Annotated in this window: 17 protein-coding genes; 5 read left to right on the top strand and 12 right to left on the bottom strand. The window is 68.9% G+C overall.

From position 1 onward, the window contains the following. Positions 1-157: 157 nt before the first annotated feature. Both K7W41_RS13045 and K7W41_RS13040 read right to left on the bottom strand, forming a co-directional pair. A complete protein-coding gene (locus tag K7W41_RS13045) occupies positions 158-709 on the bottom strand; it encodes a hypothetical protein (RefSeq protein WP_224609213.1) in 552 nt (183 codons plus the stop codon). Continuing rightward, on the bottom strand, positions 702-2,357 hold the full coding sequence (locus K7W41_RS13040; protein ID WP_224609210.1) for an HRDC domain-containing protein: 1,656 nt from the start codon (positions 2,355-2,357) through the stop codon (positions 702-704). The genes K7W41_RS13045 and K7W41_RS13040 overlap by 8 nt, the downstream gene beginning before the upstream one ends. A gap of 86 nt (positions 2,358-2,443) precedes the next feature. Between K7W41_RS13040 and K7W41_RS13035 the strand changes: the two genes are divergently transcribed. From K7W41_RS13035 to K7W41_RS13015, 5 genes are all read left to right on the top strand, one after another. Continuing rightward, on the top strand, positions 2,444-3,406 hold the full coding sequence (locus K7W41_RS13035) for a hypothetical protein (protein ID WP_224609207.1): 963 nt from the start codon (positions 2,444-2,446) through the stop codon (positions 3,404-3,406). A gap of 294 nt (positions 3,407-3,700) precedes the next feature. After that, a complete protein-coding gene (locus K7W41_RS13030; RefSeq protein WP_224609203.1) occupies positions 3,701-4,651 on the top strand; it encodes a peptidoglycan-binding domain-containing protein in 951 nt (316 codons plus the stop codon). A 173-nt stretch (positions 4,652-4,824) separates the two neighbouring features. Then, positions 4,825-6,033 (top strand): vWA domain-containing protein, encoded by a 1,209-nt coding sequence (locus tag K7W41_RS13025; protein ID WP_224609199.1) that lies wholly within the window; start codon positions 4,825-4,827, stop codon positions 6,031-6,033. Positions 6,034-6,126: 93 nt separating this feature from the next. Then, on the top strand, positions 6,127-6,651 hold the full coding sequence (locus K7W41_RS13020) for a DinB family protein (RefSeq protein WP_224609196.1): 525 nt from the start codon (positions 6,127-6,129) through the stop codon (positions 6,649-6,651). Positions 6,652-6,724: 73 nt separating this feature from the next. Beyond that, positions 6,725-7,252, top strand: a complete 528-nt coding sequence (locus K7W41_RS13015; RefSeq protein WP_224609193.1) for a hypothetical protein — start codon at positions 6,725-6,727, stop codon at positions 7,250-7,252. Positions 7,253-7,409: 157 nt separating this feature from the next. Here K7W41_RS13015 and K7W41_RS13010 read toward each other — a convergent pair whose 3' ends face one another. The 10 genes from K7W41_RS13010 to K7W41_RS12965 form a co-directional block, all read right to left on the bottom strand. Continuing rightward, positions 7,410-7,682 carry a hypothetical protein gene (locus K7W41_RS13010; RefSeq protein WP_224609190.1) on the bottom strand — a complete coding sequence of 91 codons (273 nt, stop codon included), beginning with the start codon at positions 7,680-7,682 and terminating at the stop codon, positions 7,410-7,412. 2 nt (positions 7,683-7,684) lie between these two features. Next, a complete protein-coding gene (locus K7W41_RS13005; protein ID WP_224609187.1) occupies positions 7,685-8,137 on the bottom strand; it encodes a DinB family protein in 453 nt (150 codons plus the stop codon). Between the two features lie 46 nt (positions 8,138-8,183). Further along, positions 8,184-8,570, bottom strand: coding sequence for a large conductance mechanosensitive channel protein MscL (gene mscL / locus K7W41_RS13000; RefSeq protein WP_224609184.1), 387 nt, complete (start codon positions 8,568-8,570; stop codon positions 8,184-8,186). Positions 8,571-8,657: 87 nt separating this feature from the next. Next, positions 8,658-10,112 (bottom strand): DUF512 domain-containing protein, encoded by a 1,455-nt coding sequence (locus K7W41_RS12995; protein WP_224609181.1) that lies wholly within the window; start codon positions 10,110-10,112, stop codon positions 8,658-8,660. 346 nt (positions 10,113-10,458) lie between these two features. Next, positions 10,459-10,923 (bottom strand): 6,7-dimethyl-8-ribityllumazine synthase, encoded by a 465-nt coding sequence (ribH, locus tag K7W41_RS12990; protein ID WP_224609178.1) that lies wholly within the window; start codon positions 10,921-10,923, stop codon positions 10,459-10,461. 116 nt (positions 10,924-11,039) lie between these two features. Further along, positions 11,040-12,275, bottom strand: a complete 1,236-nt coding sequence (gene ribA / locus K7W41_RS12985; RefSeq protein ID WP_224609174.1) for a GTP cyclohydrolase II — start codon at positions 12,273-12,275, stop codon at positions 11,040-11,042. Continuing rightward, positions 12,272-12,973, bottom strand: a complete 702-nt coding sequence (locus K7W41_RS12980) for a riboflavin synthase (RefSeq protein ID WP_224609170.1) — start codon at positions 12,971-12,973, stop codon at positions 12,272-12,274. Before K7W41_RS12980 ends, ribA begins: the two co-directional genes overlap by 4 nt. Before the next feature lie 78 nt (positions 12,974-13,051). Next, positions 13,052-14,092, bottom strand: coding sequence for a bifunctional diaminohydroxyphosphoribosylaminopyrimidine deaminase/5-amino-6-(5-phosphoribosylamino)uracil reductase RibD (gene ribD, locus K7W41_RS12975; protein WP_224609320.1), 1,041 nt, complete (start codon positions 14,090-14,092; stop codon positions 13,052-13,054). Positions 14,093-14,616: 524 nt separating this feature from the next. After that, positions 14,617-16,083 (bottom strand): glutamate synthase subunit beta, encoded by a 1,467-nt coding sequence (locus K7W41_RS12970; protein WP_224609166.1) that lies wholly within the window; start codon positions 16,081-16,083, stop codon positions 14,617-14,619. A 127-nt stretch (positions 16,084-16,210) separates the two neighbouring features. Then, positions 16,211-21,043 carry a glutamate synthase-related protein gene (locus K7W41_RS12965; RefSeq protein ID WP_263489807.1) on the bottom strand — a complete coding sequence of 1,611 codons (4,833 nt, stop codon included), beginning with the start codon at positions 21,041-21,043 and terminating at the stop codon, positions 16,211-16,213. Positions 21,044-21,133: the final 90 nt, after the last annotated feature.

Below are 21,133 nucleotides of genomic sequence, written 5' to 3'. Positions count from 1 at the left end.
GATGAGCGGAGGCCGAGGGATGAGCGGACGCGCAGCGCTACACCGCAGCCTCGCAGAGGTCTACAGAAGAGCGAACACGAGAACAGACGGGGCGCCGGCGCTGGACCAGCGTCTCTCCGCTCTTCCCACGCTCCTTGGGCATCACGGTCGTCCCGGGTCAGTAGGCCCGGCAGGCGTTCACCCAGGGGGCCGCGCCCGGCGTGCCGCTGCGGCCCAGGGTCAGCTCGGTGAACGGGCGGTTACCGCTGTCCACCCCGCGCGCCCACTGCAGCTTCAGTGGGCCGAAGGTGGCGGCCACCCGGCGCGCGCCGGCCGCGTTCTGCTGCCCCAGCCACGCGGCGATGGCGGCGCGGCGGGCCGGCAACAGGTTGAAGCACTGCGTGGCCAGGCGGCCCACCAGCCCAGTGACAAAGCCCTGCTCGGCGGCACTGAAGCGGGCGCGCGGCGCCGCCACCGTGACGCCGCTCACCCGGCCCGGCGCCGTGCTGTCAATCTGCCCGTTCAGGCTCACGCCCAGCTTCAGAGGCGCTGCCCCAGGCAGTTGCCGGGTCACCTCCAGGCTGACCGGGTCCAGGCCGCCCACCGTGGTGGCGCGCGTGCCGTCGCTCAGGACCGTTGCTATAGCCACTGTGGCGGCGCCCGCACCCCCGCTCAGCAGGCTCAGGGCCAGCAGGGCCCCGCCCAGCCCTTGCCACGGCCGCCTAGCCACGCACCACCTCCAGAATCTTCTGGCCGTACTTGCGCAGGCGTTCGGGGCCCATGCCGCGCACCGCTTTCAGGTCCGCTTCGGTGTAGGGCACGCGGCGGGCGATTTCGGCCAGGGTGGCGTTGCTGGCAATGATGAAGCGGCTGATCTCCTGGCGCTTGGCCTCGGCGTTGCGCCACTCGCGCAGCCGGGCGTACACGGCGGCCTGCTCGTCCGTCAGGCCGGCCGCCGGGTCTTCCTTGCCGCCGGGCAGGTCGGGCGGCAGGATCACGGGGGCGGGTTCGGCCACGGGGGCGGCCTGGGGCGCGGGCTGCGGCTCGGCGGTGTCATCGGCGGCGTCAGTGGTCTGGGCCGCCTCAGTCTCGGCGGGTGTGGCCTCGGTTTCGTCCTGGCCCTCGCCCGACGCCTCTTCCGGGGCCAACTCTTCTGTCTGGGGGCTCAGGTGATGCACGTCGGGGAGGCCGGCGGGCTGCTCTGGGGCGTCGGGGCCGCCACTCACCGGAATGGGCAGCGGCGCGGGGGGCGGGGCGGGCGAGTCGCTGAACACGATTTCCGGCTCCCAGATCTCCTCGGCGGGCCCGTCGGGCAGCGGGGCCAGGGTGAGGTTGGGCACCGGGGCGTCGAAGGTCACGCGCTGCGGCGGCTCGCGGTCAGGGCGGTCGGCCCCGGCCCGGTCTGGCAGGGAGCGGTCGGGGCGCTCGCCGTCAAAGCGGCCCGGACGCTCACCCCGGCGGAACTCACGGCCCCGGTCGGGCCCGCCCCGGCGTCCCCGGAACTCGCGGCGCTCGGGGCTCTCCCCACTGCGCTCGGAGGCAGCGCGCCCGGGGTCGCGGTCAGGGGTCCGCTCGTCGCGGCTGGCCGCCTGACCGCCCACGCGCAGCAGGGCCAGGGCGCGGCCCAGGTCTTCCAGGCCCGGGGTCAGCAGCACCCCGCCTGACACGCTGCGCGCCGCGAGCAGCACCCCGCCCAGGGGCGCGGCGGTGTCGGCCACGGCGTCCGGGGCCAGCAGCAGGGCAGTGGGGCCAGCCGTCTGCACGGCGCCCCCCAAGCGCTCAGCCAGGGCCGAGGCCGTACGCGCCATCCGGGCCAGGCGCAGGGGCAGCGTGGCCACATCGCGCAGGGCCAGGGCCACGTTCAGGTCACTGGGGGGCGCCCCCACGGGGGCCGGGGCCTCGCCCGTGCCGAACAGGGCGCACAGGGGCGCGTCGCCGTGGCCGCTGAGGGTCACGCTGTCGCGGTAAGTCACGTGGGCCGCGCCGCGCGAGAACCACTCGCTGCCCGGGGCCAGGGTGGCGTCCACGATCACCGGCACGCCGGCCCGGCGGGCGCGTTCCAGGTCCTCGGGGGCGGGTTCCAGCAGCCACACGGCCTGCGCGCCGCGCCAGTCGGCGGCCAGGGACGCGGCGGCCAGCCCGGCCCCGGCCAGGGCGTCGCGGTCCACCCCAATCCGGGGGTCCACGCGCAGGGTGCCCCGGCCCAGGGCGGCGGCCAGTTGCGCGGCCAGCGCGCGCGGGCCTTCCAGCAGCACGCCCCAGCCGGCCCCTTCCAGGTCGGCCAGCGCCCCCGCAAGGCGGGCGTGGGGGTCGCCGCGTTCGGCGTGCAGGCGCACAAGGCGGGCGTCGGGACGCTCGGGAGAAGGGCGATCAGTCATGGCGTCTATTGTGCCGCACCCGGGGCCACGCGCGCCGCGCGGCAGGTGCGGTCACTTGCCCCGGCCTGGGCGCGTAAGGTGAGCGCATGCGCGCTTTGCTGCTCTCTGCCCTGCTGCTTGCCACCCCCGCCGTTGCCCAGAGCGCGGCGCCGGCTGCCCCGGCCACCCCTGCGCCGGCCGCCCCCGCTGCCGCCCCCACGCTGCTGATCACCGCCCCGGTGGGCACCACGGTGGAGCAGCGCCTCACCATGAGCAGTCACGCCCTCGTCAAAGAGGTGAACATTGAAGCCCTGCCCGGCCAGCGCCTGAGTTCACAGGACATCGAAAAGAGACGCCAGGGCGTCATGCAGGCGCTGAACCAGGATCACACCCCACAGACCGGCAAAGTCTTTACCCGCGTGACCAGCCGCAGCGCCGATGGCCGCGTGGGGCTGATGCAGACGTTCATTCAAAACGTGCCTGGGCAAAAGGAGCCCGTCAGCTTCCGCATCACCCAAACAGTGACCGCCACAGGCCAGAGCGAAGGGCTGAAAATCACCAGCGACAACCCGGTCCTGAGCGAAGTGTTCAGCCGCATGGACCTGGAGGGGTTGCAGCGCATGGCCCGCGACAGCGGCAGCGCGGGGGTGGGCTACGGCGTGCCCCTGGTGCCGGGACAGGCCACGGAAGCGACCATTGAGATGCCGACCCAGGGCATCCTGGCCGGGCTGTTCGGGCCGGTGCTGGGGGCCCAGGCCCTGCTGAAAGCCAACCCCATGAAGATCCTGAGCCGCACCACCTACACCGGCCTGAATGCAGCGGGCCTGCACCAGTTCCAGACCCAGAGTACGTTCAACGACTGGCGCTTTGAACTGGGCGAGCCACTGCCCGTCAGCGCGGCGCTGCTGGGTGCGTCCATGACCGGCACGCAGACCTTCCGCCCGGACGGCCTGCCGGGCCCGTCACAGACCACCACCCGCATGACCATGCAGATGAGCATGGCCGACGACAAGGCGCGGACCACAGTCACCTTTGAGCAGGAGCAGACGGTCAAGAGCGAAAGCCGCTGACCCCGCCCAGCGTCCCCCATTGAGCCTCCGGTCATCTGGCGGCCGAAGCTGACTGGCGCCGCCCACAGGCTGGGCGTGCCCGCGCCGCCCCCCAGCCCCCGCCCGCCTTTCTGAGCGCGCGGGGGCCTCTCTTCATCTGCCCGGCCCAACCTGAGAGCTTTCTCTTTGGGGCATTTCCTGCCATCTGGGCACAATGCCCGGCGTTGGCGAAATCTTCCCCCCTCGTCCCTACCGGGCGGCTTCTTTCTGGGCCCCCGGCCCGCAGGCCCCCTGCGCTGCGGAAAGGAGAGCTTCATGCGTTACGCCTTGCTGAGCACCACCATTGCCCTTGTGACCACCCTCGCCCCGGCCCACGCCGCCACCCTGACCTGGCAGAACCTGCGCCAGGGCGACACCGGGCGCGACGTGACCACCCTGCAGTACCTGCTGCGCGAAGCCGGGCAGACGGTTGATGTGGACGGCATTTTTGGCAGCGGCACGAACACGGCCGTACGCACTTTCCAGGCGGCCCGGGGCTTGACCGTGGACGGCATCGTGGGCGGCAACACCTGGGAAGCCCTGATCAAGCCCGTGCGCCAGGGCGACAACAACAACGCGGTGCGCGCCCTGCAGGACCAGTTGCGCAACGGCTACGGGTATACCAGTGTGACGGTCGACGGCGCCTTTGGCCCCGCCACGAATACCGCCGTGCGCGACTTTCAGACCAAACGCGGGCTGGGCGTGGACGGCATCGTGGGCCTGAACACCTGGCAGGAACTGGTGACGGGCGCCAGCACTGCGCCCAGCGGCACCACCGCCAGCCTTGCCGGGCAAATTTTGAACAGCAGCCGCATCACGCTGGGCACCACCAGTTCCACCACGAACGGCAGCCCCAAGCAGAACATGACCGACGCCGCCGCTGGCCGCCTGGTCACGCGTGGGTGCGACAGCAACGTGAACTGCGGCCTGCAGGTGGCCCTGAAGCGCTCCATGCTGGAGGGCGTGCTGAGCATCGCAAACGCCGGGAACACCTTTTTCATCACCTCGGTGGCGGGTGGCAAGCACTCCACGAATTCGGACCACTACGCCGGGCTGGCGATTGATATTGGCATCTGGAACGGGGTGAGCCTGAGCACGCCGAACAGCGCCCACACCGCCGCGCGCAACGCCTGTATTGCGGCGGGCAGCGACCCCTCGCAGACCTTCAACGCCTACAACGATTCCAGCGGCGGCCACAACAACCACGTCCACTGCGCCTGGAACTAAAGTTCATTCCTTTTTCCGACCCTCTCCCCTTGGCGGGACTTGAAAAGCTGCAGGGCAGAGGGGGTCTTGCGCCGCAAAGAATAAGGGGACAGCGCCACTGCCGCACAAACGCCCAGCCCCTTACAAACCGCGCCGCACAAACGCGCCATGCTGAAAGGCACGGAGGACCACCTATGGCGCGCGTCACGCGGTACAGCAAATTTGAAGGCGAACTGGATCAGCTGGAGTCCAGCGAGCTGATGCAGATGATTCAGGAAGCGCTGCTGGGCCAGGGGATGAACGACCCCTACGACCCCGACCCCAACGCGCGCCCCAGCATGGACGACCTGTTCGACGCGATTCTCGAAGCCCTGGCCGAGCGCAACATGATCCCCGAAGAGCAGCTGCTGGAAGCCATGCAGGCCGAGGACATCCGCGAGACCAGCCTGGGCCAGCAGATTGGGCGCCTGATGGACAAGCTGCAGCAGGACGGCTTTATCCGCAAGGAGTTTGAAGACGGCGAGGGCGGCGGCCAGGGCGACCCCGGCGAGGCCACCTTTCAGCTCACCGACAAGAGCATTGATTTCCTGGGCTACAAGAGCCTGCGCGACCTGATGGGCGGCCTGGGCCGCTCCAGCGCGGGCGCCCACGACACGCGTGAATACGCCAGCGGCGTGGAAATGACCGGCGAACTGAAGAACTACGAGTTCGGGGACACCATGAACTTGGACACCACCGCCACGCTGGGCAACGTGATTTCCAAGGGCTTTGACAACTTAGAAGAATCGGATCTGGTGATCCGGCAGGCGGAATACAACTCCTCGGCGGCGACCATCGTGCTGCTGGACTGCTCGCACTCCATGATCCTGTACGGCGAGGACCGCTTTACCCCGGCCAAGCAGGTGGCGCTGGCCCTGGCCCACCTGATCCGCACCCAGTACCCCGGCGACACAGTGAAGTTCGTGCTGTTCCACGACAGCGCCGAGGAAGTGCCGGTGGGCAAGCTGGCGCAGGCGCAGATTGGCCCGTACCACACGAACACGGCGGGCGGCCTGCGCCTGGCCCAGCAGTTGCTGAAGCGCGAGAACAAGGACATGAAGCAGATCGTGATGATCACCGACGGCAAGCCCTCAGCCCTCACGCTGCCCGATGGCCGCATTTACAAGAACGCCTACGGCCTGGACCCCTACGTGCTGGGCGCCACCCTGCGCGAGGTCGCCAACTGCCGCCGCAGCGGCATCCAGGTGAACACCTTCATGCTGGCCCGCGACCCGGAACTGGTGGGCTTCGTGCGCCGCGTGTCCGAGATGACGCGGGGCAAGGCGTACTTCACCACGCCGCAGAACATCGGCCAGTACGTGCTGATGGACTTTGTGACGAACAAGACCAAACTGGTGAATTAGGGGATGGTTGATAGGAGAAGGTTGATGGAGAAAGCGTTCCTCCATCAACCTTCTCCCATTCACCATCAACTCCCCCCGCCCTACACTCGGCGCATGGAGTTCAAGCTGGAGGACGCGGTGGAGCTGCTCTCACGCACGCCGGGGGTGCTGGGGGCGCTGCTGCGGGACTTGCCGGATGGCTGGGCGGCGCTGGATGAGGGAGAAGGCACCTGGACCCCGGCGCAGGTGGTGGCGCACCTGATCCACGCCGAGCACACCAACTGGCTGCCGCGTGCCCGGGTGCTGCTGGCCGCAGGGGAAGCGCAGGTGTTTGCGCCCTTCGACCGCTTTGGGCATCTGCACACCGGACAGGGCCAGCCGCTGGGCGCCCTGCTGGATGACTTCGCCGCTGTGCGCGCCCAGAGCCTGGGGCAGCTGGCGGCACTGAACCTGACCGACACTGACCTGCGCCGCACAGGCCAGCACCCAGAGTTCGGCCCCGTGACCCTGGCGCAGCTGCTCGCCACCTGGGCGGCGCACGATCTGGACCACCTCGCGCAAGTCACGCGGACGCTGGCGGGCGGCTACCGGGAGGCCGTGGGCCCGTGGCAGGCGTACCTGCGGGTGCTGCGCGGGTAAGGAACGGGTTGGCCCCTCATGCCGTGGCCGCAGGTGCGGTCACAGCGGACGCGGCCCGCAGGTAGCCTGGGGCATGCGCCGCCTGCTGCCGCTTCTGCTGAGCCCCCTGCTGGGCGCCTGTGGTCTGGTTCCCCTGCCTGAAGTGCAGGCCCAGGATTTCTACTTCGTGAACACGGTGCCCAACCTGCAACCGCACGAGGTGGCGTACATGGACACCAACCAGCTGGACCACCTCACGCTGCCCCGCGCCCGTTACCGCCACGTCACGCTGGACGCCGTGCTGACCCCCGAAGGCCCCGTGACCGAAGCCCGGGTGCAGATTTTTGCCTCGGCCACGCGGCCCAGCTGCCCGGTGGTGCCGCCGCTCATTGACTGGCCCACAGGCGACGCCCTGCGCTGCGACGGCCCGGCGGGCGGGCAACAACTGACCGAAGTGACCCTTGGGCGCGGCACCGACACCCCCATTCACCTGGAAGGCGCCGCACTGGACGAGGCCATTCGGGGCGGCCAGCTGTACATCGGCGTGCGCCTGCTCAGCCGCGAAGACACGCAGGGCGCGGTGGTCTGGGTGCGCCAGATTCGGGTGCGGGCCCGGGTGTAGCGCCTGCTGGCCCACACCCGGCTGGTATCGCTCCAACACGATGCAAACCGGGCGGGCGGCAAGGCCATGCAGCGCCAACGCAGCGCAACAGCGAAAACCCCCTCCGGGTGGGGAGGGGCGTTTTCTGGCAGTGCGCAGCTCACCCGCATGACCACATTCAGCGGCTGCGGTCACGCACGTAATCGTCATGCAGTCGGCGCAGCAGTTCGGCGCGACTGGCCCCGGGGTGCTGGCGGCGCTTGGCGGTGAGGCCGCGCTCGATGGCGCCCCGGTTGCCCAGGGTCATGGACAGCAGCTTGCGCTCCCAGACGGCCTCGGCGCGGCGGGACTGGCCCTGGCCGCGCCGCTCGGGGTGCCGCAGGTTCCGGGTCGCCAGCAGCAAGGCGAAGACCAGCCCGGCCAGAAGCACCAGCAGCAGCGCGGCGTCCACGTTCAGCCCATGCGCACGAACATGGGGGGCTTGACCCCCACCATGCGGGCCATCAGCCACACCTGGCCCTTGTGGTGGGCCTCGTGGGCAATGATCGCGTCCAGCAGGGCGGCCACGGGCATCTCGCGGCCCCCAAAGGCCGGCACGCGGCGCGACAGGTCCTCGTCGCTCATGGCGGTCATCGCACCCGTGGCGGCGGCCATGCTCTGCTGCAAGCGCTCGCGGGCTTCGGCCAGCGACTGGCTGGGGGCCGGCAGGTCGCCGGGGGCCTGCCCCTGAATCATGCTCAGCAGGCGGCCCGCGCTGCCCGACAGGTGGTCGGCCTGCCCAATAAAGCTCATGCCGCCGTCCCAGGCCGAGAAGTTGGCCTGGTCCTCGGGCAGCTGGGCGTACAGGTCCAGCAGGGCGGCGCGGTGGCTTTCAAAGTTCCGGGCATAGATGGCGCTGCGGTTCATGGGCCGCAGGATACCGGGGCCAGAAAGGCGGCAACTGAAGGCCGCGCTACAGCGGACGGTTTTTTAGGGCGTCGCGGATCTCGGCCAGCAGCTTTTCCTCGTTGCTGGGCTCGGCCACGGCGGGTTTCTCCTGCCGCTTGAAGCGCTCGGTGAGGCGGTTAATCGGCATGACCACCAGAAAGTAGAGAACGGCGGCCACGATCAGCAGATTCAAAACCGCCGTGATGAACGCGCCGTAGTCGAACACCGCGCCGTTCAGGGTAAACGTGCCGCCCACCTTGGGGCCCCCGCCCGTGATGGCCTTGATGAGCGGGTTGATGAAGCTGCTGGAAAAGGTCGTGACCACGCCAGTGAACGCCGCGCCAATGACCACCCCCACCGCCAGATCCACCACATTGCCCCGCAGGATGAACTTCTGAAAGCCACTCAGCATGGTCGCAGTGTGCCACGGGCCGGACCAAAGGGGGCCGGGCGCCAGGAGAGAACCCTTCCCCCCAGCGCCCGGCCCGCACCCCGCCGCTTATGCCTGCGCCGTGTCTTTCACCGCGTGGGCGCTCATGCCCCACTGGGTGCCGCTGCTGTGCACGCCCTGCAAAATCACGCGCGCCAATTCGCCCAGGGTGGCGCCGCCGGGCCGGACGTCCATCTTCAGTTCGGCGCGCAGGTCGGACAGGCTCACGTCGTCCAGCATCAGCTCGGTGCCGTAGCGCAGGGTGCTGTTGGGCACCAGCAGCAGGTCGGCCTCGCCGGGCTTCACCGCGTGGCGGAAGCAGCGCCCGGTCAGCAGGCCGGCCACCGTGGTCACCTTGCCAAAGGTCTTGTTCTCCAGGGCGCGCACCTCCAGGTCCAGTCCCTGGATGCGGCGCAGCGGTTCCACGGCCAGGTCCAGCGACTCGGCAAACAGGGCGCCTGTCCCCAGAATCACCTTGCGCGGGGCCGGCAGCGCAGCGGGCAGGTCGGACAGGCCCTCGGTCAGGAAGTCGCGGATCATGCCCACGCCGTTTTCCAGCATGGGAAAGCCCTCGTACTCGTCCTCGGTGGGCAGCGGCTCGCCGGCCAGCAGGTACAGTTCGTCGCTGGGGAAGACGAAGCGGGTGCCGCGCTCGGCCAGGAACTGCCGTCGCCACACGTTCAGCCGCGCCAGGGTGTCCTGCGCTTCCTCACGGGTGAAGGTGCGCACGTCCGGCAGGTTGGTGCGGTGCCCGGTCAGGCCAATGGGCACCACCGCCGCGCTGATCACGTTGGGGCGGCTGGACAGGTACGCCACGGTGTCGTCCAGGTGCTCGCGGTCATTGCGCCCCGGCACCAGCACGATCTGGGTGTACAGGTCGATGCTCTCCAGGCGCTCGATCATGGAACGAATCTGCACGGCCTGGGGGTCCTTGACCTTCAGTTTCCACCACTTCATCAGGTCCTGGCGCAGGTCCTGGTTCGCCGTGTGCACCGACACGTACAGCGGCGAGAGGTTCTCGTCCAGAATCCGGTTGATGTCGCCCTCGGTCAGGTTGGTCAGGGTGACGAACGAGCCGTACAGAAAGGACAGGCGGTAATCGTCGTCCATGATGTACAGGCTCTTGCGAAAGCCGCGCGGCATCTGGTGCACGTAGCAGAAATCGCATTTGTTGGCGCACTTTTTAATGCCGTCGAACAGCACTTCCTCGAAGTCCAGGCCCGGGTCTTCCCACTCCACCGTGAAGGTGAAGGTGTCGTCCAGGCTGGGGGGGGCGGGCAGCATCAGGCGGTGGTGGTCCTGCGCGGTGCCGGGCACGCCGGTCATCACGCGCGGGGCTTCCTGGGGCCGGGCGATTTCCAGGGTGGCGGCGCCCTGCGACAGCAGGTGGCGGTAGGCCAGCACGTCCGTCACTGCCTGCCCGTTCACCCGCAGCAGCACGTCGCCGGGGCGCACGCCCGCGCGCTCGGCGGCGCTGCCTTTTTCCACACTTTTAATCGGCGCAGGAAAAAGCTGTTCCTGCATCTGCTGTGCTGCCGTCAAAGAAGATCACCCCACTTTCAAGTTGGCGGTGCGATGTTCTCTGTGGCGCCGCACCAAGCACAGCAGCTTAGCAGGGGCGGGGGCCCCCAGGTGTGAGGCAGGGCGGGATTGCGGGACGGAGGAGGCTGCCAAAGCGTCGAGAAGTCTGGGGGTCGAGAGGTCGAGAAAGGCTGGGGCCCTATGAACGGTGGCGGCGGCGGGTTCGCTTCAGGAGGTCGAGGGGTCAAAAGGACCATCTGCGCGCCACCAACAAAGATGCCGAGAGGCCGAAGGCGCCACTTTCTCGACGCCTCGACCTCTCGACTGCGGCGCAGCCGCCTCGACCCTCTTACCCAATCCGCCGCAGCAGATTCACCGTCTCAATCATTGCCAGCACCGCTTCGGCCCCCTTGTTCCCGGCCTTGATGCCGGCGCGGTTCAGGGCCTGCTCCACGGTGTCGGTGGTCAGCACCCCGAACGCCACGGGCACGCCCGTCTCCAGGCTGGTGTTCAGAATGCCGCTGGCCGCGCCGCCCGCCACGAAGTCGTAGTGGTCGGTGTCGCCCTTGATCACGGCACCCAGACACACCACGGCGTCGTACTTGCCGGACTGCGCCAGCTTGCGCGCCACCAGGGGCACCTCGTAGCTGCCGGGGGCCAGAAAATGGTCCAGGTGTTCGGTCTTGCCGCCGTGCTGCACAAAGGCCAGTTCGGCACCTTCGACCAGCCGGTCCACGATCAGGTGGTTCCAGCGGGTGCTGACAATGGCGAATTTCAGATCGGTGGCCAGGAGGGTGGCTTCCATTCGGTTCATGGGGGGCTCCTTCGGAGGGGATGTGGGGAGTGGGGTGTGGGAAGTGGGAAAAGCAGGGAGGCGGTGGGGGCGTGCAATCAGGTCTTCGCCATCTGCCATTCGCCATTTGCCCTCTGCTATGAGCCATCAGCCATTTGCCATTCGCCCTCTGCCGCCAGATGCCCCAGCTTCGCCCGCTTGGTCTGCAGATACGCCGCGTTGTGCTCGCCCTCGCCCACATGCAGGGGCACGCGCTCGGTCACGGTCAGGCCGAAGCCGCCCAGGGAATGGAGCTTGCGGGGGTTGTTGGTCAGCACGCGCAGCTGCCGGGCGCCCAGCAGGTGTAGCATCTGGGCGCCAATGCCAAAGTCGCGGGCGTCGGCGGGAAAGCCCAGGCGCAGGTTGGCTTCCACGGTGTCGGCGCCGCCGTCTTGCAGCCCATAGGCGCGAATCTTGTTCAGCAGGCCAATGCCCCGGCCCTCCTGGCGCAGGTAGACCAGCACGCCCCGGCCCCCTTCGGCAATGGCGCGCAGGGCCGCGTCGCGCTGGGGGCCGCAGTCGCAGCGCAGGGAATGAAAGCCGTCGCCGGTCAGGCATTCGCTGTGCACCCGCACCAGCAGCGGCTCGGGGGTCACCTCGCCCATCACCAGGGCCACATGCTCGGCCCCGCTGAGGGTGTCCTCGAAGCCCACGATGCGGAAGTCGCCGTACTCGGTGGGCAGTTTGGCTTCGGCCACCAGCGCCATAAACGGATCGTGCTCCAGGCGGTAGGCAATCAGGGCTTCAATGCTGCCCACCTTCAGGCCGTGTTTCTCGCCAAACGTTAGCAGGTCCGGCAGGCGGCTCATCTCGCCGTCGTCGCCCATGATCTCGCAGATCACGCCCAGGGGCGCAAAGCCCGCCAGCCGCGCCAGATCGCAGGCGGCTTCGGTGTGCCCCGCGCGGCGCAGCACCCCACCAGGGCGGGCCACCAGCGGAAAGATGTGCCCGGGGCGGCGGAAATCGGCAGGCTGGGCCTGCCCGTCCAGCAGGGCCGCCACCGTGGCCGCGCGGTCGTAGGCGCTGATGCCGGTGGTGTTGCTCACATGGTCCACGCTGACGGTAAAGGCCGTGCCGTTGGGGTCAGTGCCGCCTGAAAAATGACCGGCCCCCACCATCGGCGTCAGGTCCAGGGCCTGGGCCCGCTCCGGGGGCAGGGTCACGCAGATCAGGCCGCGCCCCTCGCGCGCCATGAAGTTGATCCAGTGCGGCGTGGCCGTGGCGGCGGGCATCAGCAGATCGCCCTCGTTCTCGCGGCCCTCGTCATCCACCAGAATCACGGGGCGCCCGGCACGCAGCTCGGCCAGCAGATCGGGGATGGAGGCGAGGGTCATGACTGGCCTCCGTCAAGGGTCGAAGAGTCTAAGGGTCTAAGGGGGTCTTTCTTTGACTCTTCGACCCTTAGACCCTTAGACCCGCCGAAGGCGAGCAGCCGCTCCACATACTTCGCCAGCTGATCGGCCTCCAGGTTGACCCGGGTGCCGGGCACCCAGGTGCGCAGCGTGGTGACCGCCAGGGTGTGGGGCACCAGCCAGAGGGTGAATTCGTCGGCGCGCAGGTCCCGGCGGCTGCCAGCGGGGCCGCCCACGTCCACCACGGTCAGGCTCACGCCGTCGGCGGTCACGCTGCCCTTGGGGACCAGATAGCGGGCGAGGTGAGGCGGCGCGCGCAGGGTCATGGTGTGGGCGCCGGGCTGGGCCTCGACCCTCAGGACCTCGGCCACGCCGTCCACATGCCCGCTGACGATGTGGCCGCCAAAGCGCGCCCCGGCCGTCATGGCGCGTTCCAGATTCACGGACGCGCCGGCCCGCCAGTGCGGCGCCGTTTTCGCCAGCGTCTCGCGGCTGAGGTCCACGGTGAAGCCGGCCTCGTCCCAGCCGGTGACGGTCAGGCAGGCGCCGCCCACGGCGATGCTCTCGCCCAGTTGCAGATCGGGCCACATCCCGGCGGGCTGAATGGTGACAGTAAGGTGGCCGCTGTGGTGTTCGGTGCGGGCGATGCGCCCCACCTGTTCAATGATGCCGGTAAACATGAATCAACCTCGGCAGGACGGCAGACACAGACCCCCTGCGGTCCCGCAGCACCTCTCCTCTGCGGAGAGGAGAGAGAACTACAGCCGGGGAATCTCGCTCAGCAGACCCGTGACCAGCACGTCCGGGCCCAGTGCTTCAATCGTCACGTCGCGCAGCGGCTGGGCGGCGGCCATGGCCTGTGCGGGGCGGGTCAGGGGCGACAGCCCCGCGCCCAGCAGCTTGGGGGCGATGAACACGCGCACCTCGTCCACCAGCCCGGCCGCAAAAAACGCGCTGAGCAGCGTGGGGCCGCCTTCCAGCAGCAGGCTGGACACGCCCAGCTGGCCCAGCCCGTGCAGCGCGCCGGGCAGGTCGGCCGCGCGCAGAACGGTCACGCCCGCCCCTTCGTAAGCGGTGGCCACCGCGTCCAGCCCGGTCACCAGCACGGCGCCTTCCCGCCAGACCCGCGCCTGAACGTCCGATCTGGCTTGGCGGTCAAAGACCACCGGGCGGGGGTCGCGCCCGTCCGGCACGCCGCGCGTGGTCAGGGCTGGGTTATCGGCCTGCACGGTGCCGGCCCCCACCGCCAAGGCGTCCAGTTCGTTGCGCCACATCATGGTGCGCTCACGGGCGGCGGTGCTGCTCACCGCCCCGTTGCCCTCGCCGTGGGCGGCCACCTTGCCGTCCAGGGTCATGGCATATTTGGCCACCACCCAGGGGCGGCCCCGGGTGATCAGGGCGCGGAACCCCGCCTGCTGGCGCAGGGCTTCGGGTTCCCGCACGCCCAGCACCACCTCCAGGCCAGCGGCGCGCAGCCGGGCCACGCCCTGCCCGGCCACCTGCGGGTTGGGGTCCAGGGCGGCCACCACCACGCGGCGCACGCCGGCCCGGATCAGCGCCTCGGTGCAGGGCGGGGTGCGGCCGTGGTGGCGGCACGGTTCCAGCGTCACATACGCGGTGGCCCCGCGCGCCCGGTCCCCCGCTTTCCGCAGGGCGAACACCTCGGCGTGGGGCTCGCCCACTGCCGGGTGAAAACCGGCGCCCACCACCTCATCGTCCTGCACCAGCACGCAGCCCACCGGGGGGTTGGGGGCAGTGCGGCCCAGGCCCCGGGCAGCCTGCGCCAGCGCCAGCGCCATGCCGTGGTCGCCCGGCCACACACGTTTCTCCAGCCCAGGGGGCGGAGCATTCACGTCAACCATACGTTGTCGCTGCCCGCCGGGGTCGGCAGGGTCAGCGGTCCTCCTTCTCTCATCCGGACTGGATGGCGGACAGAAACAGCGCTCTGGTGGCCTCAGGCTCGGGGACGACCCCTCGCCTGTCTTGCCGCGTTCAGCGCGTCTCTCGTTGCCATGACACCGTCGGCCCCAGACTCACACCGGGTCGGGCCTGCGCGTGTTGCAGTTTGCGCAGGCTTCGCGGGCTGAGGCCCGGGGCTTGTGGGCGCCCGCGCCATCACCGCCGGTAGGGATTCACACCCTGCCCCGAAGGAAGCGGCCCGCCCGAACAGCGGGCCAGGGTTGAGGCTAGCACCCCCCCTGGGCCCGCCGTCTGTCCGGTGCAGACACAGGAGGGTGGCCGGTGCGTGTCCAGAAGCCGCGCCACCTCTGGGGTATTCCCGAGGTGGCGCGGAGAATAGGCCAGGTCAGGCCCTATCGGCTGTTTACCGGGGCAGGACGCTCTCCCCCATCAGGTGCTCGTCAATGGCGCGCGCGGCCTGGCGGCCCTCGCGGATGGCCCACACCACCAGGCTCTGGCCCCGGCGCATGTCGCCCGCCGCAAACACGCCGGGCACGCTGGTGGCGTAGCCGCCCGCTTCCTCGGTGCCCGCGTGGGCGTTGCCCCGGGCGTCCTTGTTCACACCAAAGGCGTCAATGACGCTGCCCACCGGGCTCACGAAGCCCATCGCCAGCAGCACGAGGTCGGCCCGGTACACGGTCTCGCTGCCCTCGACTTCCTGCAGCTGCCCGTCGCGCATCTCCAGGCGCACCGTCTTCACGCCGGTCACCTTGCCGCCCTTGCCGATAAATTCCTTGGTGGCAATGGCGAATTCACGCACCGCGCCTTCCTCGTGGCTGGTGCTGGTGCGCAGTTTCAGGGGCCAGTAGGGCCAGACCAGCGGCTTGTTTTCCTGCTCGGGCGGCTGGGGCATCACCTCGAACTGGGTCACGCTGGCGGCGCCGTGGCGGTTGCTGGTGCCCACGCAGTCGCTGCCCGTGTCGCCGCCACCGATCACGATGACGTGCTTGCCGTCGGCGCGCAGCTGCTTTTTCAGCTTGTCGCCCGCCGTGACGCGGTTCTGCTGCGGCAGGAACTCCATCGCAAAGTGCACGCCGTCCAGCTCACGGCCCGCCACCGGCAGATCACGCGGCTGCTCGGCGCCGCCGGCCAGCAGCACGGCGTCGAATTCGGCCTGCAGCCCCTCGGGGGTAACAGTCTGCTTGCTCAGGTTGGTCACGCGGCTGCCTTCGGGCCACGCGCCCACCAGCACGCCGGTGCGGAAGGTCACCCCCTCGGCTTCCATCTGGGCCACGCGGCGGTCAATGTGATGCTTGTCCAGCTTGAAGTCGGGAATGCCGTAACGCAGCAGGCCGCCCACGCGGTCGTTTTTCTCGAACACCGTGACCGTATGCCCGGCGCGCGCCAGTTGCTGGGCGGCGGCCAGCCCGGCGGGCCCCGAGCCCACCACGGCCACCTTCTTGCCCGTGGGCCGCGTGGGGGGTTGCGGCGCCACCCAGCCTTCCTGCCAGCCGCGCTCAATGATCGCCAGCTCAATGGATTTGATGCCCACGGCGTCGTCACTGATGTTCAGGGTGCAGGCGGCCTCGCAGGGCGCGGGGCAGATGCGGCCCGTGAATTCGGGGAAGTTGTTCGTGGAGTGCAGCGTGTCCAGGGCGCTGCGCCAGTCGTCCTGGTACACGAGGTTGTTGAAGTCGGGAATGATGTTGTTCACGGGGCAGCCGCTGGTGCAGAACGGAATGCCGCAGTCCATGCAGCGCGTGGCCTGCAAGCGGGCCGCGCCCGGGGCCAGCGGCAGCAGAAACTCGTGGTAGTGCTTCAGGCGCGCCTCCACGGGGGCGTACTGGTCTTTCACGCGCGGCTGTTCCAGAAATCCGGTGATTTTGCTCATGGGGTCCTCCGTGGGACCAGGGGGTGTGATGTCTGGGCGGGCCCGGGGCGGTCAGGTTTACCCCCTCAAGGGGAAGGGCACTGCGTCAACCTCTCTCGTCTTCCATCAACCTTCGACCATCAACCCTCTACTTCGTCAGCGTGCCCTGCCCCGCCACCTTCTGCGCGGGCTGGCCGGTCTGCATGGCGGTGGTGTCGGCGGCCTGCACGGTGCCAGCTTCGGCACTGGCCTTTGGGGCGCGGGCCTGCAGGGCGCGGGCGTATTCGTGGGGCAGCACCTTCACAAAGCGCTTCAGGGCCGCTTCCCAGTCGTCCAGCAGGTCCGAGGCGCGCGCCGAGCCGGTCCATTTGTGGTGGTCTTCCAGCAGGCGGCGCAGCAGGGCTTCGTCGCTCTGGCCGGCATGCAGGGCGCCGGTCGTCTGGGCCAGTTGCTCCTGCTCGGGCAGGACCGGGTGCAGGCCCACCATGCTGAGGTTGCAGCGCTGGGCAAAGGTGCCGTCTGCGTCGTACACGTAAGCCACGCCGCCGCTCATGCCCGCCGCGAAGTTGCGGCCGGTCTTGCCCAGCACCACCACGGTGCCGCCCGTCATGTACTCGCAGCCGTGGTCCCCGGTGCCTTCCACCACCGCCGAGGCGCCACTGAGGCGCACGCCGAAGCGCTCGCCCGCCACACCCCGGAAAAAGGCCTCGCCGCCCGTGGCGCCGTACAGCACCGTGTTCCCCACGATGATGTTCTCTTCGGCCTTGCCCCGGAATTCGATGCTGGGCCGCACCACCACGCGCCCGCCCGACAGGCCCTTGCCGGTGTAGTCGTTGGCGTCGCCAATCAGGTACAGGGTCAGCCCCGGGGCCAGGAAAGCGCCGAAGGACTGGCCGCCCGTGCCTTCCATCTGCACAAAGACTGTGTTGTCGGGGAGGCCCTCGGGGCGCACGCGCACCAGCTGGCCGGACAGCATGGCCCCCACGCTGCGGTTCACGTTGCGCGCGTCCTGCAAAAAGTGCACCTTCTCGCCGCGTTCAAAGGCGGGTCGGCACTTCTCGATCAGGGTCAGGTCCAGCGCGCCTTCCAGGCCGTGCTCCTGGGCGTGCAGGTGGCGCGTGCCCACCTCGGCGGGCACCTCGGGGCGGTAGAACACGCGGCTGAAGTCCAGGCCCTGCGCTTTCCAGTGCTCAATGCCCTTGCGGGTATCCAGTAGGTCGCTGCGGCCAATCAGGTCATCGAAGGTGCGGATGCCCAGGGTGGCCATCAGGGCCCGCACTTCCTCGGCCACGAAGAAGAAGTAGTTGATGACGTGCTCGGGCTTGCCCGTGAACTTGGCGCGCAGCACCGGGTCCTGGGTGGCCACCCCCACGGGGCAGGTGTTCAGGTGACACTTGCGCATCATGATGCAGCCCTGCGCCACCAGCGGGGCGGTAGCAAAGCCGAATTCGTCGGCGCCCAGCAGGGCGGCCACCACCACGTCGCGGCCGGTTTTCAGCTGCCCGTCGGTCTGCACGCGCACGCGGTCGCGCAGGCGGTTGAGGACCAGCGTCTGCTGCGCCTCGGCCAGCCCCAGTTCCCAGGGCGAGCCCGCGTGCTTGATAGAGCTCCAGGGGCTGGCCCCGGTGCCGCCGTCGTGCCCGGCAATCACGATGTGGTCGGCCTTGCACTTGGCCACCCCGGCGGCCACCGTGCCCACGCCAATTTCCGAGACCAGCTTCACCGAGATGTCGGCGCGTGGGTTCACGTTCTTCAGGTCGTGGATGAGCTGCTTGAGGTCTTCAATGGAGTAGATGTCGTGGTGCGGCGGCGGGCTGATCAGGCCCACACCGGGCACCGAGTGGCGCAGAAAGCCGATGTACTCGCTGACCTTGCCGCCGGGCAACTGGCCGCCCTCGCCGGGTTTGGCCCCCTGCGCCATCTTGATCTGAATCTGGTCGGCGGACGCGAGGTAGGTGGTGGTCACGCCAAAGCGCCCGGAGGCCACCTGCTTGATCTTGGAGCGCAGGCTGTCGCCGGCTTGCAGCGGGTAATCCACCTCCACCCGGTCCTCGCCCAGCAGGGACGCCAGGGTGTGGCCCTCGCCCAGCGTTTCGCCGCGCATTTCGCGCTCGTAGCGGGCGGGGTCCTCGCCGCCCTCGCCGGTGTTGCTCTTGCCGCCAATGCGGTTCATGGCGACGGCCAGGGTGGTGTGCGCCTCGGTGGAGATAGAGCCCAGGCTCATGGCCCCGGTGGCAAAGCGCTTGACGATCTCGCTCGCCGGTTCCACTTCTTCTAAGGGCACAGGCGTGACGCCCTCGGTCTTGAACTCGAACAGGCCGCGCAGGGTCATGTGGCGCTTGCTCTGGTCGTTGATCAGGCGGGCGTATTCCTCGTAGGTGCTGACCGAGCCGCTGCGCACCGCGTGTTGCAGCTTCGCCACCGAATCCGGGGTCCACAGGTGGTCCTCGCCGCGCACGCGCCACGCGTACTCGCCGCCGGCATCCAGGCTCTGGGCCAGCGTGGGGTCGGGGCTGAAGGCGGCGCGGTGGTTGCGAATCCCTTCCTCGGCCACCTCGAAAATGCCAATGCCGCCCACCTGCGTCGGCGTGCCGTAGAAATACTTGTTCACGAACTCGCTCTTCAGGCCAATGGCCTCGAACAGTTGCGCGCCGCAGTAACTCATGTACGTGCTCACGCCCATCTTGGACATGATTTTGCTCAGGCCCTTGCCAATCGCCTTGATGTAATTGCGAATGGCCTTGTGCGCGTCCACGCCCGCCAGGCTGGGCATGCCCGGCACATCGGTGTGCAGGTTGATCAGGGTTTCCAGCGCGAGGTACGGGTGAACCGCTTCCGCGCCGTAGCCGGCCAGCGCGGCAAAGTGGTGCACTTCGCGGGCGTCGCCGGTTTCCACGACCAGGCCGGTCTTCATGCGCAGGCCCGCTTTCACGAGGTGGTGGTGCACGCTGCTCAGGGCCAGCAGCGAGGGGATCGCCACCCGGTCGCGGTCCAGCCGGCGGTCGGTCACGATGATGATGTTGTGGCCGTTTTCAATGGCGTCCACCGCGCGGGCGTTCACCGTGGCCAGCTTGGCCTCGATGCCGCGCGGGCCCCAGTCGGCGGGGTAGGTGATGTCCAGTTCATAGGCCTTGAACTTGCCGCGCGTGTGCTCGGCAATGCTGCGCAGCCGGGCCATGTCGTCAAAGTCCAGAATGGGCTGCTCGACTTCCAGGCGCAGCTGCGGGCTCACGGCGTTCACGTCCAGCGGGTTGGGGCGCGGGCCCACGAACGACACCAGGCTCATGACCACCGCCTCGCGGATGGGGTCAATGGGCGGGTTGGTCACCTGGGCGAACAGCTGCTTGAAATAGTTGTACAGCGGCTTGTTCTTGCCCGAGAGCACCGCCAGCGGGCTGTCGTTGCCCATGGAGCCAATGCCTTCCTCGCCGGTTAATGCCATCGGCCCCATCAGGAACTTCAGGTCCTCCTGGGTGTAGCCAAAGGCCTGCTGGCGGTCCAGCAGCGACTCGCGAAACTGGCCCACAGTGCCGGTTTCCTCGGAGTCGTCCAGGCGGAAGCGGGTGTTCTCCACCCACTGCGCGTAGGGCCGCGCCGAGGCGAACTGGGTCTTCAGTTCATCGTCCTCGATAATCCGGCCCTGTTCCAGGTCAATCAGGAACATGCGGCCCGGCTGCAGGCGCCACTTCTTGACAATCCGGCTTTCAGGAATGGGCAGCACGCCCGATTCGGACGCCAGAATCACGAGGTCGTCGCGCGTCTGCACATAGCGCGCCGGGCGCAGGCCGTTGCGGTCCAGGGTGGCGCCCACCTGCCGCCCGTCGGTGAAGACCATCGCGGCGGGGCCGTCCCAGGGCTCCATCATGGAGGCGTGGTACTCGTAAAAGGCCCGGCGGCGCGGGTCCAGGCCGGTGTTCCCCTCCCAGGCTTCGGGAATCATCATCATGACCGCGTGGGCCATGGGGTAGCCCGCCAGGGTCAGCAGTTCCAGCGCGTTGTCGAAGGTGGCGGTGTCGCTCTCGCCCTCAAAGGAGATCGGGTAGAGCTTTTTCAGGTCCTCGCCCAGCACCGGGGAGACCATGATGCCTTCGCGCGCCCGCATCCAGTTGAAGTTGCCCTTGACCGTGTTGATCTCGCCGTTGTGCGCCACCATGCGGTAGGGGTGCGCCAGCGGCCATTCGGGGAAGGTGTTCGTGGAAAAGCGCTGGTGCACCAGGGCCAGGGCCGAGGTGACGCGCTCATCCTGCAGGTCCAGGTAGTACTCGCCCACCTGGTCGGCCAGCAGCAGGCCCTTGTAAATCACTGTGCGGCACGACATGGAGGGCACGTAGTATTCGGCGCCGTGCGTGAAATTCAGCGCGCGAATGGCGTTGCTGGCGCGGCGGCGAATCACGTACAGCTTGCGCTCCAGCGCGTCAGGCACCAGCGTGTCGGGCCCCGCGCCGATAAACACCTGCCGGATGACGGGCTCTTTCTCGCGCACCGCCGGGCTCATGGGCATCTCGCGGCTGACCGGCACGTCGCGCCAGCCCAGCACCAGCTGGCCCTCGGCTCGGATGGCCCGTTCCAGTTCCTGCTCGCACGCCCGGCGCGAGGCGATTTCCTTGGGCAGGAAGATCATGCCCACGCCGTAGTCGCCGGGGGGCGGCAGGGTCACGTCCTGCTTCGCCAGTTCGGCGCGGTAGAACTCGTCGGGAATCTGAATCAGGATGCCGGCCCCGTCGCCCATCAGGGGATCGGCGCCCACCGCGCCCCGGTGGTCCAGGTTTTCCAGAATCTTGAGGCCCTGGGCAATGATCCCGTGGCTGCGCACGCCCTTGATATGCGCCACCATGCCCACGCCGCAGGCGTCGTGCTCCTGCGCGGCGTACAGGCCCTGCTCGCGGGCGCGGCTCAGCTCGTCGCGGCTGGTGCCTGGCGTGGCCGTGGATGGGGTGTGCGGCAATGCAGCCGGCGTCACCCGGTTGTTGGTCTCGTTCATGTGGACACTCCCATCTCGTCTGGGCTCGCCCGCAGGGTGCAGGCTGCTAGAATCACCATACAGAGAGATGCATGTCTATGCAGGCCCGTT

The sequence above is a fragment of the Deinococcus multiflagellatus genome, from assembly GCF_020166415.1.
Taxonomy (GTDB): domain Bacteria; phylum Deinococcota; class Deinococci; order Deinococcales; family Deinococcaceae; genus Deinococcus; species Deinococcus multiflagellatus.
The sequence above is the reverse complement of the archived record's forward strand: the minus strand, read 5'-3'. Positions and strand labels throughout refer to the sequence as shown.

Coding starts and splice junctions, on each gene's coding strand:
- K7W41_RS13030 (WP_224609203.1), top strand. CDS start 3,701: ATGCGTTACGCCTTGCTGAGCACCACCATTGCCCTTGTGACCACCCTC.
- K7W41_RS12965 (WP_263489807.1), bottom strand. CDS start 21,043: ATGAACGAGACCAACAACCGGGTGACGCCGGCTGCATTGCCGCACACC.
- ribH (WP_224609178.1), bottom strand. CDS start 10,923: ATGAACCGAATGGAAGCCACCCTCCTGGCCACCGATCTGAAATTCGCC.
- K7W41_RS12980 (WP_224609170.1), bottom strand. CDS start 12,973: ATGTTTACCGGCATCATTGAACAGGTGGGGCGCATCGCCCGCACCGAA.
- K7W41_RS13035 (WP_224609207.1), top strand. CDS start 2,444: ATGCGCGCTTTGCTGCTCTCTGCCCTGCTGCTTGCCACCCCCGCCGTT.
- ribA (WP_224609174.1), bottom strand. CDS start 12,275: ATGACCCTCGCCTCCATCCCCGATCTGCTGGCCGAGCTGCGTGCCGGG.
- ribD (WP_224609320.1), bottom strand. CDS start 14,092: ATGGCGCTGGCGCTGGCGCAGGCTGCCCGGGGCCTGGGCCGCACTGCC.
- K7W41_RS12995 (WP_224609181.1), bottom strand. CDS start 10,112: ATGCAGGAACAGCTTTTTCCTGCGCCGATTAAAAGTGTGGAAAAAGGC.
- K7W41_RS13020 (WP_224609196.1), top strand. CDS start 6,127: ATGGAGTTCAAGCTGGAGGACGCGGTGGAGCTGCTCTCACGCACGCCG.
- K7W41_RS13015 (WP_224609193.1), top strand. CDS start 6,725: ATGCGCCGCCTGCTGCCGCTTCTGCTGAGCCCCCTGCTGGGCGCCTGT.
- mscL (WP_224609184.1), bottom strand. CDS start 8,570: ATGCTGAGTGGCTTTCAGAAGTTCATCCTGCGGGGCAATGTGGTGGAT.
- K7W41_RS13040 (WP_224609210.1), bottom strand. CDS start 2,357: ATGACTGATCGCCCTTCTCCCGAGCGTCCCGACGCCCGCCTTGTGCGC.
- K7W41_RS13025 (WP_224609199.1), top strand. CDS start 4,825: ATGGCGCGCGTCACGCGGTACAGCAAATTTGAAGGCGAACTGGATCAG.
- K7W41_RS13005 (WP_224609187.1), bottom strand. CDS start 8,137: ATGAACCGCAGCGCCATCTATGCCCGGAACTTTGAAAGCCACCGCGCC.
- K7W41_RS12970 (WP_224609166.1), bottom strand. CDS start 16,083: ATGAGCAAAATCACCGGATTTCTGGAACAGCCGCGCGTGAAAGACCAG.